Source organism: Acuticoccus sp. I52.16.1, assembly GCF_022865125.1.
Classification (GTDB): Bacteria; Pseudomonadota; Alphaproteobacteria; order Rhizobiales; family Amorphaceae; genus Acuticoccus.
This window is the reverse complement of the sequence record NZ_CP094828.1, coordinates 4,426,305-4,443,639: the sequence shown is the minus strand read 5'-3', so window position 1 is coordinate 4,443,639 and position 17,335 is coordinate 4,426,305. Positions and strand designations below refer to the sequence as shown.

The following is a 17,335-nucleotide window of genomic DNA, read 5'->3' as shown; positions in this document are numbered from 1 at the left end:
TGTCCCTCAGGCGATCGCGGCGGCGATGCTGGCGACGACGGCGCCGCTGGGATGCACCTCGGCGGTGTCTCCGGCATCGAGCAGGATGGTGGATTCGCGCTCCTCGACGAGGCAGGGCCCGGCCAGGCGCTCGCCCGGCGCGATCCGGTAGCGGTCGTAGACCGGACAGTCGACGAGGCCGCCGGCCGCCGGGAAATAGGCGCGGCGGTAGCCCTTCAGCGCAGCGGCGAGGGCGCCTGCCGTACCGGCGTTGCCGGCGGCGAGCGGCATGTCGGGCCGCGGCCCCGTCGCCTCGACCTTGAGGCTGGCGATCTCGAGCGGCTGGTCGAGCGTGGTGTCGAACGTCGCGCGGTAGGCCTCGGCGAAGAGGCCGGACAAGGCATCCGGGATCGCCGCAGGCGCCAGCCCCGCGGGAACGGCGACCTCGATGTCGTAGCCCTGGCCGCGGTAGCGCATGTCGAGGCGGCGCTCGACGGTGATCGCGTCGGCGGTGAGGCCGGCGGCGAGGAGGTAGGCCGTCGCCTCCGCCTCGATCTCGCTCAGCGTCGCGGTGAAGGCGGCGGCGTCCAGCCCGGCGACGGGCGCGCGGTAGGAGCGCACGATCTCGAACGAGGTGGCGCCGACCAGCATGCCGAACGCGGACATCACGCCCGCGCCGGCCGGGTAGATCACCTGCGGCACCTTGAGTTTGCGGGCGATGCGGGCGGCGTGGATCGGCCCGCCGCCACCGGACGCCACCATGCCCGAGCGGCGATAGTCGAACCCGCGCTCGGTGGCGTGCATGCGGAAGGCGCGGCAGATGTCCTCGTTGGCGATGTCGTGGATGCCCCAGGCGGCGCGGACGGTCTCCAGGCCGAGCGGCGCGGTGCGCGCGGCGATGGCGCTCTCGGCGGCGGCGGGGTCGAGGGGCATCCGGCCGCCGAGGAAGAAGTCGGCGTCGAGGTAGCCGAGCGTCAGGTTGGCGTCGGTCAGCGTCGGGTCGGTGCCGCCGCGGGCGTAGCAGGCCGGCCCCGGCACCGCGCTCGCCGACCGCGGGCCGACGCGCAGGAGGCCCAGCTCGTCGATCGAGACGATGCTGCCGCCGCCCGACCCGATCTCGGCCATGTCGATCACCGGGATCTGGAGCTTCAGCCCGCTGCCGGTCTTGTGCTTGTAGGAGTGCGCCGCCTCGAACGCGTAGGCCTTGAAGGGGCGGCCGCCACGCACGAGCGCGCCCTTGGCGGTGGTTCCGCCGAGATCGAACGCCAGGAGATCGTCGACGCCGACCACGTCGCCCACGCGCGCGGCCATCAGGACGCCCGCCGCCGGCCCCGATTCCAGGAGCCGCACCGGGAACCGGCGCGCCGTCTCCAGCGTCATCAGCCCGCCGCCGGAGCCGATGATGGCGAGCCGGCCGGCGAAACCGGCGTCCGCCAGCCCCGCCTCCAGCCGCGCCAGATAGGCATCGACCATCGGCTGGCCATAGGCGTTCGCCGTGGTCGTGGTCCAGCGCTCGAACTCGCGCGCATAGGGGAAGACGCCCGACGAGGTGGATATGTAGAGGTCCGGGTAGGCCGCTGCGGCGATCCGCCGGGCCCGCTCCTCGTGATCGGCCGAGGCGTAGGCATGCAGGAAGCAGATCGCCAGCGCCTCGACCTTCTCCTTCTCGACGAGGTGGGTGACGGCGGCGGCGACGGCGTCCTCGTCGAGCGGGGCCAGCACCGAGCCGTCGTGCTTCAAACGCTCGGGGATCTCCACCCGAAGCCGGCGCGGAACCAGCGGATCGGCGAACTTCAGGCGCAGGTCGTAGAGGTCGTAGCGCTGCTCCTGGCCGATATCGAAGGTGTCACGGAAGCCCTTCGTGACCAGCATCCCCGCCCGCGCGCCGCGCCGCTCGATCAGCGCGTTGGTGACGAGCGTCGTGCCGTGGACGATCTCGCCGATGTCGGCGACCGCGATCCCCTCCGCCGCTGCGATCGCCGCGACGCCTTCGATCACGGCGCGGGCGGGGTCGTCGGGCGTGGTCAGCCGCTTGTGGACGGCGGCGCGCCCGCTGTCGCTCTCCACGAGCGCAAAGTCCGTGAAGGTCCCACCGATATCGACGCCGAGCCGTAACATTCACACACCGTTTCTGAAGGAAGGCGCCAAACTACGCGTGCCGCCGGGGCGGTCAACGCGGCGAGGGTCGCCGTGCGCGCCAAATTCCCGGCAACATCTGACCGATAATCAGCCGCTTGCGCATTGTGCGCGCACCGCGCGTGGGGCCGGGTCCTATTCGCCCGGCAACCGCTCCACCACGCTCTGGATCGGCCTCAGGTGGCGGTTGAGGAGGCCGACCACGCCGTCGCCGTCGCCGCGGTCCAGGGCGTCGACCATCGCCTCGTGCTCGGCGAGGATGGTTTCGAGGCGCGACGGGTCGGCGTTCAGCACAGCATAGGCCACCTGCTGCTGGCGGGCGCGCAGGGCGTCCAGCACCTCCATCAGCACGTCGTTGCGCGAGCCTTCGACGAGGGCGACGTGGTAGTCGCGGTCGAGGTCGACGTGGCGGCGCAAGTCGCTGTCGCCGAGGGCACGCATCTCCGCCGCGAGGCGCTTCATCTCGACCGGGGCGCCCTTCGCGGCTTCGCAGATGCGGCGGGCGGCAAATCCCTCGATCAGCCGGCGCGCCTCGTAGACCTGCATCATCTCCTGCGCCGTCACCTGGCGCACGCGCGCCCCGCGCCGCGGCAGCAGCTCGATGAAACGCTCCGATTCCAGGCGGTGGAAGGCCTCCCGCACCGGCGTGCGCGATACGCCGGCGGCCGAGGACACCCACTCCTCCTCGATGAAGTCGCCGCCGCGGAAGTCGCCGCGGATGATGTGGTCGAGCACGTAGGCGTAGGCCTTGGCGCGTGCCGTCGGGACCGATCTGTCTTGGTGGATCTTGCTGGCCATGCCGTCTCGTCGAACGCCGTTGAGTTCGTGCGGATTGAAATAATGAGAGGTTGACAAAGCGGGCTGGAAATCCCGTTATGCATCCGCCGTGTATACATGACGGATGCGCGGCGTGCCAACTTTCATCGGGAGGCCCCATGCAGACCGAACGGACCTGGCGGGTCGGGGTCGACTCCGGCGGCACGTTCACCGACGTGTGCCTGTTCGACGAAGCCACCGGCCGCACCGACGTCTGGAAGGTCGCCTCCACGCCGCACGACCCGTCCGAGGGGATCGCCGCGGGCGTCGCCGAGGGGATGGCCCGCGTGCTGCCGGGCGAGGCGCAGGCGGCCGCGCGCATCGCCTACTTCGGCCACGGCACCACCGTCGCCACCAATGCGTTGATCACCCACCGCGGCGCGCTCGTCGGCCTCGTCACGTCCGAGGGGTTCCGCGATCTCCTCGAGATCGGCCGGCAGAAGCGTCCCAGCCTCTACGACCTCTTCGAGGATAAGCCGCAGACGCTCGTCGCGCGGCGCCATCGCAAGGAGGCGGCCGAGCGGCTGCGCCACGACGGCACGGTCGAGACCCCGCTCGACGAGGCGGCCGTGCGCCGCGCCGCGCGCGAGCTCGCCGAAGCCGGCTGCCAGGCGGTGGCGATCTGCTTCCTCTATTCGTTCGTCGACCCCGCGCACGAGGCGCGGGCGCGGGCCATCGTCGCCGAGGAGCTGCCGGACGCCTTCATCTGCGCCAGTCACGAGATCGCGCCCGAATTCCGCGAGTTCGAGCGGCTGTCGACGACCGTGGTCAACTCCTACCTCGGCCCGATCATGCAGCGCTACATCGACCGGCTGACGCCGCGGCTGGAAGCGCTCGGCATGACCGCGGCGCCTCACCTCACGCAGTCCAACGGCGGCGTGGTGAGCTTCGAGGCCGCGTCCCGCACGCCGGTGCGCGCCGTCCTCTCCGGGCCCTCCACCGGGGTCGTCGCGGCCGAGGCGATCGGGCGCGAGGCGGGCTTTTCCAACCTCATCACCTTCGACATGGGCGGCACCTCGACCGACGTCGCGCTGATGCAGGGCGGCCAGCCCAAGCTCGCCTCCGAGGCGATCGTCCACGGCTACCCGATCAAGGCGCCGATGCTGGACATCCACACGGTCGGCGCCGGCGGCGGGTCGATCGCCTACATCGACTCCGGCGGGCTCCTGAAGGTCGGCCCGCAGTCGGCCGGCGCGGACCCCGGCCCGGTCTGCTACGACCGCGGCGCCACCGCCCCCACCGTGACCGACGCCAACGTCGTCCTCGGCACGCTCAACCCGACGCACCTCCTCGCCGGCCGCATGCCCATCCGCCGCGACCTCGCCGAGACGGCGATCGGCGCGCTGGGCGATCGGCTCGGCCTCTCCACGATGGCGACGGCCGAGGGCATCCTCGCCGTGGTGACGGCCAACATGGCGCGCGCGATCCGCACCATCTCGGTCCAGCGCGGCCACGACCCGCGCGACTACGCGCTGATGGCGTTCGGCGGTGCCGGGCCGCTGCACGCCGCGCGGCTCGCCGACGCGCTCGACATGGGCCGCATCGTCATCCCGCCCAGCCCCGGCATCATGTGCGCCATCGGCCTGCTGCTGACGGATTTGCGTGCCGATTTCGCCGCCACCAAGCTGATGGCCGCCGAGGCCGAAAACGCCGCCGCCGCCGAAACGACGCTCGCCCCCCTGGTGGAGGAGGCGGAAGGCTGGCTCGCCGCCGAGCACGTCGCGCCCGACGCGCGGCGCCTGTCGCGCACCGTCGACATGCGCTACCGCGGGCAGAACTACGAGCTCGCCGTGCGCGTCCCCGCCGGGCCGATCTCGCCGGACAGCGTCGCGGCTTTGATCGACGGCTTCGAGGACGCGCACCGCCAGCGCTACGGCTTCCTCGCCAAGGAGGAGGCGGTGGAGTTCGTCACCTTCCGCGTCGAGGCGTTCGGCGTCGTCGAGAAGGCGAGCCTGCCGCGCGCCGAGCCCGGCTCCGCCGACCCCTCCGGCGCCGAAGTCGGCACCCGGCAGACCTATTTCGCCGCCGCCGGCGAAGTCGTCGCGACGCCCGTCTACGCCCGAACCGCGCTGAAGCCCGGCATGACGTTCGAAGGCCCCGCGATCGTCGAGCAGATGGACACCACCACCGTCGTCCCGCCCGGAACCCGCCTCACCGTCGACCCCATGGGCAACCTCGTCATGGAGGCCTCGTGATGGACGCTCCCGCCACCGCCACGCAGCTCGACCCGATCACCGTGGAAGTGATCGGCGCCGCGCTCTCCTCCATCGTCGAGGAGACCGGCGAGGCGCTGATCCGCGCGTCCTACTCCACCAACATCAAAGAGCGGCGGGACTGCTCCACCGCGCTCTTCAACACCGCCGGGCAGACGCTGTGCCAGGCCGAGCACATCCCGCTGCACCTCGGCTCGTTCATCGGCATCATCCCGAAGATCCTGGAACTGCACGACGTCGCCGACATGGCGCCGGGCGACGTCTTCGTCGGCAACGACGCCTATATGGGCGGCGGCACGCACCTTCCCGACATCGTCCTCGCCGAGCCGATCTTCGTGGACGGCGAGATCGCGGCCTGGACGGTGAACCTCGCCCACCATGCCGACTTCGCCGACCGCGGCCACGCCCACATCTACCAGGAAGGCCTGCGCATCCCGCCGATCCGCCTCTACAAGGCGGGCGCGCTGCAGAAGGACGTGCAGGACCTCATCCTCCTCAACTGTCAGGTCCCGCGCGAGCGGCTGTCGGACCTTCGAGCGCAGATGGCGGCAAACCGCGTCGGCGTGCAGCGCTTCCAGGACTTGTGCGCCAAGTGGGGGACCGAAACGGTGCTCGCCGCCGGCGACGCACTGCTCGACTATGCCGAGCGCAAGATGCGCGCCGGGATCGCCGCGCTGAAGGACGGCGTCCACACCTTCGAGGACGTGTTCGACGGGCCGGAGTTCGACACCACCCTCCCCCTCGCCGTCACGTTGACGGTGACGGGCGACGAGATGACGGTGGACTTCACCGCCCCGCCGCAACAGCGCGCCGGCATCAACATGACGTGGACCGCGCTGGCGGCGACCGTCTACTACATCGTCAAGGCCGTGGTGGACCCCACCGTGCCGCCCAACGCCGGCCTTGCCCGACCCATCACGGTGACCGCGCCCTCGGGTTCGCTCCTCAACTGCCGGCACCCCGCGGCGGTCAACGGCCGGGTGCAGCTCTGCCAGCGCGTCGCCGACCTCACCCTCGGCGCGCTCTACAAGGCCGCCCCAGACAAGGTGACCGCCTGCACCAACTCGGCCTGCTGCGTGGCGACCTTCACCGGTCAGCGCAAAGCCGACGGCACCATCTGGGTCTACCTCGAGACGTTCGGCGGCGGCGGCGGTGCGCGGCCCACCAAGGACGGGCTCGACGGCATCCACGTCCACGTCACCAACACCTCCAACCTCCCGGTCGAGGCTCTGGAGCTCGAATATCCGCTCACGGTGGTCCGCTACGAGCTGGTCAACGGGTCGGCCGGCGAGGGCAAGTTCCGCGGCGGCATGGGCCTCAGGCGCGTGGTGCGCGCGGAGGAGGACTGCCTCGTGCGGGTCGACGTCTCGCGCACCCGCTCCCGCTCGTGGGGGCTTGAGGGCGGCGGCGAAGGCGGGCACGGCGCGCTGGAGCGCGGCCCCGGCGTCGCCCCGTTCGATCATGACAAGGGCCAACTCGCCGCCGGCCAGTGGTTCGCACTCGCAACGCCTGGCGGCGGCGGCTTCGGCCCCGCCGACGAGCGGACCGCGACTCTAAAAACACAAGACGAACTCGATGGCATAGCCTCTGCAATCTGACGGCAGACCGGCGGGCCACACCCGCATCCACCAAGGGGGAGAGACGACATGAGCTTGGATCTGACACGTCGCCGCTTCATGGCCGGCGCGGCCGCAGCCGGTACCATCGGCTTCATCGGCGCACCGACGGCCCGCGCACAGGCCACCGGCATCCTCACCTTCGGCCTGTCGTCCTACCCGCCCAGCTTCGCCGCGCTACAGAATGCCGGCACCGCGGCCGGCACCGTCAAGCTGATGATCCACCGCGGCCTCCTAAGCTACGACAACGCCGGCCAGATCCGCGGCGAGCTCGCCGAGGACTGGGGCGTCGACGAAAGCGGCGTGTGGACCTTCAAGCTGCGCGACAACGCGGTGTGGCACGACGGCCGCCCCGTGACCGCCGCTGACGTGAAATACACCATCGAGACCGGCGCCGCGGAGGGATCGTCCGCCGCCTACACCACCTCGCTCCAGCTCATCGAGAAGATCGAGATGCCGGACGCCAAGACGGTGAAGCTCACCTTCTCCGAGCCCTTCGCGACGGCCGAGACGCTGTTCGCCCACTACAACATGCCCATCATCCCCGAGGGGTCCGACGAGGAAGCCCTCGTCGGCGCAGGACCGTTCAAGATCGACAGTCGCGAGCGGGGCGTTTCGGTCGATCTCGTCGCCAGCGACAACTACTACAAGCCCGGCCTTCCCAAGCTCGCCGGCATCAAGGCGGTCGCCTACGCCGACGAGAACCTGCGCGTCGCAGCGCTCGAAGCCGGCGACGTCGACCTCATCGAGTACGTCCCCTGGCCGGCGATGGGCTCCATCGACGACAACCCGTCGCTGACGCTCGACGTGGTCGAGGGGCCGTTCATGTACCTCACCTTCAACGGCGCCCGGAAGCCGTTCGACAACCCGTTGGTGCGCCGCGCGATCGCCCACGCGGTCAAGCGCGAAGACGTGGTCGACGCCGCCTTCTTCGGCCGCGGCGCAGGCCTGGCACACCTGCCGATCTCGGACGCCAGCCCGTTCTACAACCCGCAATACGCCGACGCCTGGGCCTACGACCCGGAGAAGGCCAAGGCGCTGCTGGCCGAGGCCGGCCACCCGGACGGGTTCGACTGCACGCTGCTGTCGACGGCGCAGTACGGCATGCACACCTCCACCGCCGAGATCACGCAGGCGTACCTGTCGATGATCGGCATCAACGTCACGCTCGACCTGCCCGACTGGGCGACGCGCGTGCAGAAGGGCAACGCCGGCGAGTATGACTTCGCGGTGATGGGGACCTCCGCCGATTCCAACGATCCGGACGGCATCGCCCGCCTGATCGACCCGGCCTTGCCGCCCTCGTTCGCCCGCAGCATCAACCTCGACATTCCTCAGATCACCGCCCTCCTCACCGAGGGGCGCTCCACGTTCGACACCGAGGCGCGTAAGGTGATCTACGAGAAGCTTGAGGGCATCGCGATCGACGAGGTGCCGCTGGCGGGCTTGTGCTGGCGCGCGCAGGGCTACGGCATGTCGGACAAGGTGTCCGGCTTCAAGAACCTCCCCGGCCAGCTCACGTTCTATTCCGGGCTCACCCTGGAAGAGACCGCGCTCTCCTGATGCTCGCCTATGTGGCCCAGCGGATCGCGGTCGCCGTCCTCATGGTGTGGCTGGTGGCGACGATCGTCTTCCTGCTGCTGCACATCGTTCCGGGCGACCCGGCCGAGCTGCTCCTGTCGACCGGGAGCACCGCGCCGGACCCCGCGGCGGTCGCCGCACTGCGGGAGAAGCTGGGCCTCAACGCGCCGATCTACGTGCAGTATTGGGATTATCTGACGGGCCTGGCGCGCGGCCACCTCGGCAACTCGCTGCAGGACGGCACCCCGGTCGCCGAGCAGGTGGCGCTGCGTCTGCCACGCACCTTGGAGCTGATCGTCACCGCCGCGCTGGTGGCGACGGCGATCGGCATCCCCGTCGGCATCCGCGCCGCCACCCATGCCGGCGGGATCACCGACCGTCTCGCCTCGGGCGCGGCCGCCGTCGCCCTGTCGACGCCGGTCTTCGTCATCGGCACGCTCGCCATCCTCCTCTTCGCGCAGACGCTGAAGATCGCCCCCGCCGGCGGCTACGTCGCCTTCGCCGACAATCCGGTGCGCCACCTCGGCCTCCTCATCCTTCCCGCCCTCACCGTCGCCACGCCGTTGACGGCCGTCATCGTGCGCATGACGCGCAGCGCCGTCCTCGAGGTGTTGGAGCGCGACTTCGTGCGGGCGGTGCGGGCGCGGGGCGTGGCGCCGCGGCGGATCCTGTCGCGCCATGTGCTGCGCAGCGCGCTGGTGCCGGTCGTCACCGTAACGGGGCTGGAGCTCGGCACGCTGCTGGGCGGCACGGTGCTGGTCGAGTTCGTCTACAACTGGCCGGGCCTGTCGGGCTTCCTCGTGCGGGCGGTGGATGCGCGCGACTATCCCGAGGTGGTCGGCATCGTCCTGACGATCTCGGCGCTCTTCGTGCTCATCAACCTGGTGGTCGACCTCCTCAACGCGATGCTCGACCCCAAGGTGCGGCTGAGCGCATGACGGCACGGGCGGCGACCAAGCTCGCGATCCCCGTCGCGCTGGTTCTTCTCATCGTCGGGGCGGCCGTGCTGGCCCCGCTCCTGCCGCTGCCGGATCCGACCAAGATCGACATTCCGCACCGCTTCGCCGGCCCCTCCTGGACGCATCCGCTGGGACAGGACGAGTTCGGCCGGGACGAGCTGTCGCGCATAGTCTGGGGCGGGCGCGCCTCGCTGGCGGTGGCGATCCTGTCCTCGCTCGTCGCCGCGGCGATCGGCACCGCGCTCGGCCTCATGGGCGGCTACTTCCGCGGCCTAGCCGAGCTCTTCACGGTGCGCGCGGCCGAGGTGCTCCTATGCCTGCCGCCGCTGCTTCTGGCGCTCCTCGTCGTCACCCTGCTCGGCTCGGGCGCCACCACGCTGGTGATCGCGCTGTCGATCCTCTACACGCCGCGCTTCGTGCGCGTCGCCTACGCCGCCACGTTGCAGACGCGCGGGCTCGAGTTCGTGGTCGCGCAGGAAGCGCTGGGGCGCCATCCGGTGCCGATCCTGGCGCGCACGCTGCTGCCCAACATCGCCCCGCCGCTCCTGGTGCAGCTCTCGGTGACGGTCGCGTCGGCGATGGTGATCGAGAGCGGGCTCTCCTTCCTCGGGCTCGGCGTCGTGCCGCCGGCGCCGTCGTGGGGCCTGATGATCCGCGGCGCGCGCGCGGCGATGGACACCGCGCCGCTGCTTCTGGTGTGGCCGTGCCTGGCGCTCGTCCTGGCGATCTTCTCGTTCAACCTCCTGTGCGATGCGCTGCGTGACGTCCTGGATCCGCGCGCCGCGCCGAAGGGCACCGTGAGCTGGCTGCGCAAGCGGCGCGGCACGGCGCCGGCCGCGACCGCCGGCACCGGCGGCGCGGTCGCCCGGCTCGACGGGCTTACCGTCGCGATCGGTCCCGGCCCGACCGCGACGCGGCTGGTGCGCGACGTCTCGTTCGACGTGCGCCCCGGCGAGACGCTCGCCCTCGTCGGCGAAAGCGGCTCGGGCAAGACGCTGTCGGGCCTCGCCATGATGGGCCTGCTGCCGCCGGGCCTCGCGCCGAGCGGCACCGTTTCCCTCGCCACCGGCGAGGGCGAGGTCGACGTGCTGACACGCTCGGAAGAGGAGCTGCGGCGGCTGCGCGGCCGCGACGTCGCGATGGTGTTCCAGGACGCTTCGGCGAGCCTCAGCCCGGTGATGCGCGTCGGCGAGCAGATCACCGAATCCATCCACGCCCACACCGACGGCGTGGTCGACAGGCGCGAGGCCGCCCGCCGGGCCGAGGCGCTGCTCGCCCGCGTCGGCATGCCCGACCCGCGCCGCGCCGCGAAGGCCTGGCCGCACGAGCTGTCCGGCGGGCAGCGCCAGCGGGCGATGATCGCCGCCGCGCTCGCCAACGGCCCCAAGCTCCTCATCGCCGACGAGCCGACCACCGCGCTCGACCCGACGATCCAGGCGCAGATCCTCGCCCTCCTCGAAGAGCTGAAGGCGGCGGAGGCGGGCATGGCGATGGTCTTCGTGACGCACAACCTCGCCATCGTCGCCGAGATCGCCGACCGCGTGGTGGTGCTCTACGCCGGCGAGCTGGTCGAGACCGGCCCGGTCGCCGAGGTGTTCGCCGCGCCGCGCCACCCCTACACGGCCGCGCTCCTGAAATGCGTGCCGGAGAGCGGTGAGGACCGCCTGCTGGCGATCCCCGGCGTCGTCCCCGCGCCGCACGAGCTTCCCGAGGGGTGCCGCTTCGCCCCCCGCTGCACCCACGCCGCGCCCGCCTGCCACACCGACCACCCGGTGGTGGAGGAGGCCGGCCCCGACCACGCGGTGCGGTGCCTCAGATGGCGCGAGCTGGCATGAGCGCCCTCACCCCCCTCGTCTCGGCCAGAGGCGTCTCGCGCAGCTACACGGTGCGGCGCGGGCTCTTCGGCGCCGCCGCGCTCAAGGCGGTCGACCGGGTGGACCTCGACGTCTATCCGGGCGAGGTGGTCGGCATCGTCGGCGAGAGCGGGTGCGGCAAGTCCACCCTTGGGCGCCTGCTGCTGGGCCTCGCCCGCCCGACCGCGGGCGAGGTGACGTTCGCCGGCGAGCCGTTGAGCGCGCGCCGCGGCGCCTCGCGCCGGGCGCTGAAGGCGCGCATGCAGGTGGTCTTCCAAGACCCGTTCTCCAGCCTCGACCCGCGCCGCAGCGTCGGCGCACAGATCGCCGACGGCTTGCGCATCCACGAGACGGTGGCGCGCAGCCAGATCGCCGCCGAGGTGGCGCGTCTCCTCGCCATCGTCGGCCTCGACCCGCAAGCGGCCGCGCGCAGGCCGCACGAATATTCCGGCGGGCAGCGCCAGCGCATCGCCATCGCCCGCGCCCTCGCCACCCGGCCGGACTTCATCGTCGCAGACGAGCCGGTGTCGGCGCTGGACGCGTCGATCCAGGCGCAGGTGGTCAACCTCCTGGCCGACCTCCGGGCGGAGCTGAAGCTGGCGCTGGTCTTCATCAGCCACGATCTCCACGTCGTGCGCCACCTGTCGGACCGGATCGCGGTGATGTACCTCGGCCGCATCGTCGAGGAAGGGCCGGCGGCGGAGGTCTTCAGCGCCCCCGCCCACCCCTACACGCGCGCCCTCATCGAGGCGACACCGTCGATGAAGGCGCGGGCGAGCGAGCCGCCGCTGCAGGGCGAGCTGCCGGATCCGGTCGCGCCGCCCTCGGGCTGCGCCTTCCGCACCCGCTGCCCGATCGCCGAGGCACGCTGCGCCGAGGCCGAGCCGGCGCTCGCCGCCGTGGGCAACACCCGGCGGGCCGCTTGCATCAAGCCGCTCGTTCGCCTGTAATTTTGCAATGGCTCCCGTGAACCCCTCGCAACACCCCACCCTCCCCGCCGCGGTCGACGTCGTCGTCATCGGCGGCGGCATCGTCGGCGTGACGGCCGCCCGGTACCTCGCCAAGGACGGCCATTCGGTCGCCCTCGTCGAGAAGGGGCGCATCGCCGCCGAGCAGTCCTCCCGCAACTGGGGCTGGATCCGCAAGCAGGGCCGCGACGCGCGCGAGTTGCCGCTGATGATCGAGAGCGCACGCCTGTGGGAGGGCCTCGCCGCCGAGACGGGCGAGGAGATCGGCTTCGGCGCCAAGTCCACCACCTACCTCGCCCAGACCGAAAAAGAGCTCGCCACCCGCGCCGCCTGGCTCGACGAGGCGCGCGACTACCAGCTCGACACCCGGATCCTGTCGCCGGCCGAGACCGACGCCCTCCTCGGCCGCGACGACCGCCGGTTCGCCGGCGCGCTGCACACCCCGTCCGACATGACCGCCGAGCCGACGCTCGCCGTCCCCGCCTTCGCCCGCCGCGCCGCGGCCGAGGGGGTGACGATCGTCGAGGGCTGCGCCGCGCGCGGGGTCGAGACCGCCGGCGGGCGGCTGTCGGGCGTCGTCACCGAGCGGGGCACCATCGCCTGCACGGCGGCGATCCTCGGCGGCGGGGCCTGGTCGCGCACATTCCTCGAGAACCTCGGCGTCTACATCCCGCAGCTCGCCGTCCGCTCGCAGGCCGCGCGCACCACGCCGGGGCCGCTGATCCACCCCGGCGGCATCGGCGCGACCGGCGCCTCGCTGCGCCGCCGGCTCGACGGCGGTTACACGCTCGGCCGCACCAACGCGTCCACGTTCCAGATCGTGCCGGCCGCGTTCCGCCACTTCTTCACCTTCGTGCCGACGCTCTATCACCGCTGGGGCATGGCGAAGATCCGCGTCGGGCGGGATTTCTTCGGCCCCCTCGGCCACGCGCGGTGGGAGAACGACGAGGTGACGCCGATGGAGAAGGTCCGCATCCTCGACCCCGAACCCGACCACGCCCTCCTCGCCGACATGCTGAAGAGCGCCAAGGAGATCCATCCCGCGCTCGCCGGCGTCGAGATCGCCGAGAGCTGGGGCGGCATGATCGACGTCACGCCCGACGAGATCCCCATCATCGACGAAGCCCCCGGCACGCCGGGCCTTTGGATCGCGACCGGCCTCTCGGGCCACGGCTTCGGCATCGGCCCCGGCGTCGGCCGCCTCGCGGCCAGCCTCGTCGAGGGGCGCACGCCGGTGGTCGACCCCGCCCCCTTCCGTCTCTCCCGCTTTGCCGAGGCCGCCGCATGAGTGCCCCCGACGTCCTCGTCATCGGTGCCGGGATCACCGGTGCCGCCGCCGCCCTGTCGCTCGCCGAAGCCGGCGCCAGCGTCGAGGTGATCGACGCCTACGGGCCCGCCGCGATGGCCTCGGGCTGGACCTTGGCGGGCGTGCGCCAGTCCGGCCGGCACCCCGCGGAGCTGCCGCTGGCGCAGGCCGCCGTCGCCGAGTGGCCGCACCTCGCCGCCAAGCTCGGCGCGCCGACTCACTACCGCCAGGAGGGCAACCTGCGCCTCGCCCGCGACGACGGCGAGGTGGAGATCATCAAGCGCCTCGTCGCCGACCAGTCCGCCGCCGGGCTCGAACTCACCTTCCTCCCCACGTTGTCGGACGTGCGCACCATCGCCCCCGCGATCTCCGACAAGGTGATCGCCGCCTCGTTCTGCCCCAGCGACGGCCACGCCGACCCGGTCGCCACGGTGACGGCGCTGCTGGCCGCCGCCGAGCGTGCCGGCGCGCGCCTCCGCTACGGCGAGCGCGTCCGGTCGCTGGAGCACGAGGGCGGTCGCATCACCCACGCCGTCACCGCCACGCGCCGCATCGCGGTGGGCGCGGTGGTGATCGCCGGCGGCGTCCACGTCAACGACCTCTTGGCCCCGCTCGGCGCCAGGATCCCGATGATCGTCCCCATCGTCACCGTCGTGCAGACCGAGCCGGTGGCACCGACGCTCGGGCCGGTCCTCGGTGTCGCCAACGCCAACCTCGCGGTGCGGCAGGAGGCGAACGGCTGCTTCCGCCTCACCAGCGGCCGCGAGACGTTCGACGGCACGCTGGAAGAGGAGAACGGCCGCCCGGTCGCCCGCCCGCGCACCAAGCAGATCGCCACCACCATCGCTCGCACCGTCGAGGTGCTGCCGGTGGTCGGCGAGGCCCGGTTCCAGGCCTTCTGGGGCGGCCTCCTCGACCTGACCCCCGATTCGCTCCCCGTCATCGACCATGTGCCGGGGATGGACAACGCGGTCGTCGCGGCCGGCTTCTCCGGCCACGGCTTCTGCCTCGGGCCGGTAACGGGGCCGCTCGCCGCCGACCTCGCGCTCGGCCGCGCGCCGCGCTTCGACCTCGCCGCCTTCCGGTTCGACCGTCTCGCGAAGCTCGACGCGAACGCCGCCGACCTGACCCTGCACGGATGAGGACGGGCAGCGACATCGCCGTCGTCGGTGGCGGCCTCGTCGGCTCGGCGCTCGCCTTCGGGCTGGCGACGCGCGGCGCCACCGTCACCCTGTTCGACCCCGACGCGGACGACCTGCACGCCTCGGTCGGCAACTTCGGCCTCGTGTGGGTGCAGTCGAAGGGGATCGGCGCGCCGGCCTATGCGGACCTTTCGCGCCGCTCGGCCGCCGCCTGGGACGCCTTCGCCGCCGACATCGCCGAGCGCTCCGGCGAGAACCCCGCCTACGAACGCTGCGGCGGCGTCAAGATCGCGCTCAGCGAGACGGAGCTGGCCGCGCTGGACGACACCGTGCGCCGCCTGCACAACCAGGGCGCCGGCGACGTCGAGGTGATCTCGCGCGAGGCGCTGGTGGAGCGGGTGCCCTCGGTCGGGCCGGAGGCGGTCGGCGGGGCGTGGTGTCCGGCGGACGGGCACGCCGACCCGCTCGCCACGCACCTGGCGTTGCGCGCCGCGCTTCTGGGCACCGGCCGCGCCCGCGTGGTGCGCCGGCGCGTCGACGACGTCACGCCCGAGGGGGGCGGGTTCGTTCTGACGGCGCAAGGGGAGCGTTTCGCCGCCGGGCAGGTGGTGCTCACCGCCGGTCTCGGCACCACCGCGCTCGCCGCCGAGCTGGGCCTCGACGTGCCGCTGAAGCCGCAGCGCGGGCAGATCCTGGTGACCGAGAAGCTGCCGCACTTCCTCGATCCGGCGTGCTTCATCGTGCGCCAGACGAACCAGGGGAGCGTGCTCATCGGCGACTCGAAGGAGGACGTCGGCTACGACCGTGGCACCACGACCGAGGTCGGCGGCGCCATCGCGGCACGGGCGGTGCGGATGTTCCCCCGCCTCGCCGGGGTCCGGGTGGTGCGCCAGTGGGGCGCGCTGCGCGTCATGTCGCCGGACGGCTTGCCGATCTACGCCCAGTCCGAGGCTCACCCCGGGGCGATGGCCCTCTCCTGCCACAGCGGCGTGACGCTCGCCGCCGCCCACGCCGGCGAGGTCGCCGAGGCCGTCCTCGCCGAGACGCTCGCCGAGCGCTACCCCGCCTTCTCGCCCCGGCGCTTCGCCGAGGTGCCGGCATGAGCGGGTTCCGCCGCATCGGCGAGGGCCGCGCCGTGACGATCACCGTCGACGGCGCCCCGTTGGCGGCGCGCGAAGGGGACAGCGTCGCGCTGGCGCTGCTGGCGGCCGGGCGACCGACGATCGGCGACGGACCAACGCCCTACTGCCTCATGGGCGTATGCTTCGGCTGCCTCGTCACGATCGACGGGCGCCGCGGCGAGCAGGCCTGCATGGTCCCGGTGCGCGAGGGCCTCGCGGTCCTGACCGAGCGCGGCGCGGTCCTGACCGAGGACGGCGCGGTGCTGACCGAGGGCGGGGCGTGAGGACCGTCGACGTCGCCGTCGTCGGCGCCGGGCCGGCCGGCCTGAGCGCGGCCGCCGTCACCGGCGCGGCCGGCCTCACCACCCTCCTGATCGACGAGCAGCCCGCGCCGGGCGGGCAGATCTGGCGCGCCGCCGAGGCCGCCGCCGCCGACCCCGCGCGCGCCGCGCTCGCGGCCGGCTATGCCGGCGCCGCGGCCACCATCGCCGCCGCCCGCCGCCACGCCACGCTCGCGGCCGGGGCCGAGGTGGTCGACATATCGTCCGACCGCGAGATCCTGTGGTTCGACAAGGCGGCCCGCCGGCTGCGGCAGACGCGGGCCCGCGTCCTCCTCGTCGCCACCGGCGCGATGGAGCGGCCGGTGCCCTTCCCCGGCTGGACGCTCCCCGGCGTCAGCGGCGTCGGCGCGTTGCAGATCGCGTTGAAGCAGGGCGGCATGGTGCCGGACGGCCCGGTCGTGCTCGCCGGCCAGGGTCCCCTCGTCCTGCTGGTGGCGCGCCAGCTCGCCGCCTTCGGGGTCGAGATCGCCGCCACGCTCGACTTCGCCCCGGCGCTCCCGTCCCGCGCGGCGCTCGCCCGGCTACCGGCCGCGCTCGCCGACGACGCCGGCCTCCTCGCCAACGGCGCCGCTCTCGCCGTACGCCGTTTCCTCTCCGGGACCGCCTATCGCGACATCTCGCATCTGGAGGCGCTGGGGGGCGAGCGGCTGGAGGCCGTGCGGTTCCGCGCCGCGGGGCAGATCCACACCCTCCCCGCCGGCCGCCTCGCGGTGCACGACGGCGTCATCCCCAACACGCAGCTCACCCGCCTCCTCGGCCTGCCGCACCGCTGGGACGACGCGCAGGCCGCCTTCGCCGCCGAGGTCGACGCCGCGGGCCGGACCCCGCACGAGGGCGTCTTCGTCGCCGGCGACGGGGCCGGGATCGGGGGCGCCGCTCTCGCCGCGCGTCAGGGCGAGGCGGCGGCCCACGCCATCTGCGACGCGCTGGGCGTCGCCACCGGACCCACCGCGTCCATCGACGGCCGCCGCGCCCGGCACTTCGTCGACACGCTCTATGCGCCGCGCCCGGTGAGCGCCTTCGCCACCGACGACACGGTGCTGTGCCGCTGCGAGGCCGTCACCTACGGGGCGGTGCGGCGCGCGGTCGAGCTGGGGGCGACGGGGCCGAACCGGGTCAAGACGGCGACGCGCTGCGGCATGGGACCGTGCCAGGGGCGCATCTGCGGGGCCAATCTCACCCGCCTGCTGGCAGCCGAGACCGGGCGCGCGCCGGGCGAGGTCGGCGCGTTGCGGATCCGCCCGCCCCTGAAGCCGCTGCTGTTGAGTGACTACGCGGCCCTTGCTACCGCAGATGGTACATGA

Annotated in this window: 13 protein-coding genes; 11 read left to right on the top strand and 2 right to left on the bottom strand. The window is 72.7% G+C overall.

Going from position 1 to position 17,335, the window contains the following annotated elements; all coding sequences use genetic code 11:
- Positions 1 to 6: 6 nt before the first annotated feature.
- Complete coding sequence (locus MRB58_RS20020) at positions 7 to 2,097, bottom strand: hydantoinase/oxoprolinase family protein (RefSeq protein ID WP_244778849.1); 2,091 nt, start codon at positions 2,095 to 2,097, stop codon at positions 7 to 9.
- Between the two features lie 153 nt (positions 2,098 to 2,250).
- On the bottom strand, positions 2,251 to 2,913 hold the full coding sequence (locus MRB58_RS20015) for a GntR family transcriptional regulator (protein WP_244778848.1): 663 nt from the start codon (positions 2,911 to 2,913) through the stop codon (positions 2,251 to 2,253).
- Between the two features lie 137 nt (positions 2,914 to 3,050).
- On the opposite strand from MRB58_RS20015, the gene MRB58_RS20010 reads away from it, so the two are divergent.
- The 11 genes from MRB58_RS20010 to MRB58_RS19960 are packed head-to-tail and all read left to right on the top strand — an operon-like array spanning position 3,051 to position 17,335.
- Positions 3,051 to 5,126: a hydantoinase/oxoprolinase family protein gene (locus tag MRB58_RS20010; protein WP_244778847.1), complete on the top strand. Its 2,076-nt coding sequence runs from the start codon at positions 3,051 to 3,053 to the stop codon at positions 5,124 to 5,126.
- Entirely contained in the window at positions 5,126 to 6,742 is a 1,617-nt protein-coding gene (locus MRB58_RS20005; protein WP_244778846.1) for a hydantoinase B/oxoprolinase family protein, read from the top strand. Before MRB58_RS20010 ends, MRB58_RS20005 begins: the two co-directional genes overlap by 1 nt.
- 48 nt (positions 6,743 to 6,790) lie before the next feature.
- Complete coding sequence (locus tag MRB58_RS20000) at positions 6,791 to 8,323, top strand: ABC transporter substrate-binding protein (RefSeq protein WP_244778845.1); 1,533 nt, start codon at positions 6,791 to 6,793, stop codon at positions 8,321 to 8,323.
- Positions 8,323 to 9,279, top strand: a complete 957-nt coding sequence (locus MRB58_RS19995; protein WP_244778844.1) for an ABC transporter permease — start codon at positions 8,323 to 8,325, stop codon at positions 9,277 to 9,279. The genes MRB58_RS20000 and MRB58_RS19995 overlap by 1 nt, the downstream gene beginning before the upstream one ends.
- Positions 9,276 to 11,135 carry a dipeptide/oligopeptide/nickel ABC transporter permease/ATP-binding protein gene (locus MRB58_RS19990; RefSeq protein WP_244778843.1) on the top strand — a complete coding sequence of 620 codons (1,860 nt, stop codon included), beginning with the start codon at positions 9,276 to 9,278 and terminating at the stop codon, positions 11,133 to 11,135. Before MRB58_RS19995 ends, MRB58_RS19990 begins: the two co-directional genes overlap by 4 nt.
- Positions 11,132 to 12,103 carry an ABC transporter ATP-binding protein gene (locus MRB58_RS19985; protein WP_244778842.1) on the top strand — a complete coding sequence of 324 codons (972 nt, stop codon included), beginning with the start codon at positions 11,132 to 11,134 and terminating at the stop codon, positions 12,101 to 12,103. The genes MRB58_RS19990 and MRB58_RS19985 overlap by 4 nt, the downstream gene beginning before the upstream one ends.
- 16 nt (positions 12,104 to 12,119) lie before the next feature.
- Complete coding sequence (locus MRB58_RS19980; RefSeq protein ID WP_244778841.1) at positions 12,120 to 13,409, top strand: FAD-binding oxidoreductase; 1,290 nt, start codon at positions 12,120 to 12,122, stop codon at positions 13,407 to 13,409.
- Positions 13,406 to 14,569, top strand: a complete 1,164-nt coding sequence (locus tag MRB58_RS19975; RefSeq protein ID WP_244778840.1) for an FAD-binding oxidoreductase — start codon at positions 13,406 to 13,408, stop codon at positions 14,567 to 14,569. The genes MRB58_RS19980 and MRB58_RS19975 overlap by 4 nt, the downstream gene beginning before the upstream one ends.
- On the top strand, positions 14,566 to 15,672 hold the full coding sequence (locus MRB58_RS19970) for an FAD-binding oxidoreductase (protein ID WP_244778839.1): 1,107 nt from the start codon (positions 14,566 to 14,568) through the stop codon (positions 15,670 to 15,672). Before MRB58_RS19975 ends, MRB58_RS19970 begins: the two co-directional genes overlap by 4 nt.
- Positions 15,669 to 15,974 carry a (2Fe-2S)-binding protein gene (locus tag MRB58_RS19965; RefSeq protein ID WP_244778838.1) on the top strand — a complete coding sequence of 102 codons (306 nt, stop codon included), beginning with the start codon at positions 15,669 to 15,671 and terminating at the stop codon, positions 15,972 to 15,974. The genes MRB58_RS19970 and MRB58_RS19965 overlap by 4 nt, the downstream gene beginning before the upstream one ends.
- The gene (locus MRB58_RS19960; protein ID WP_244778837.1) at positions 15,971 to 17,335 is read left to right on the top strand and encodes an NAD(P)/FAD-dependent oxidoreductase; all 1,365 of its coding nucleotides are present in this window, start codon (positions 15,971 to 15,973) and stop codon (positions 17,333 to 17,335) included. Before MRB58_RS19965 ends, MRB58_RS19960 begins: the two co-directional genes overlap by 4 nt.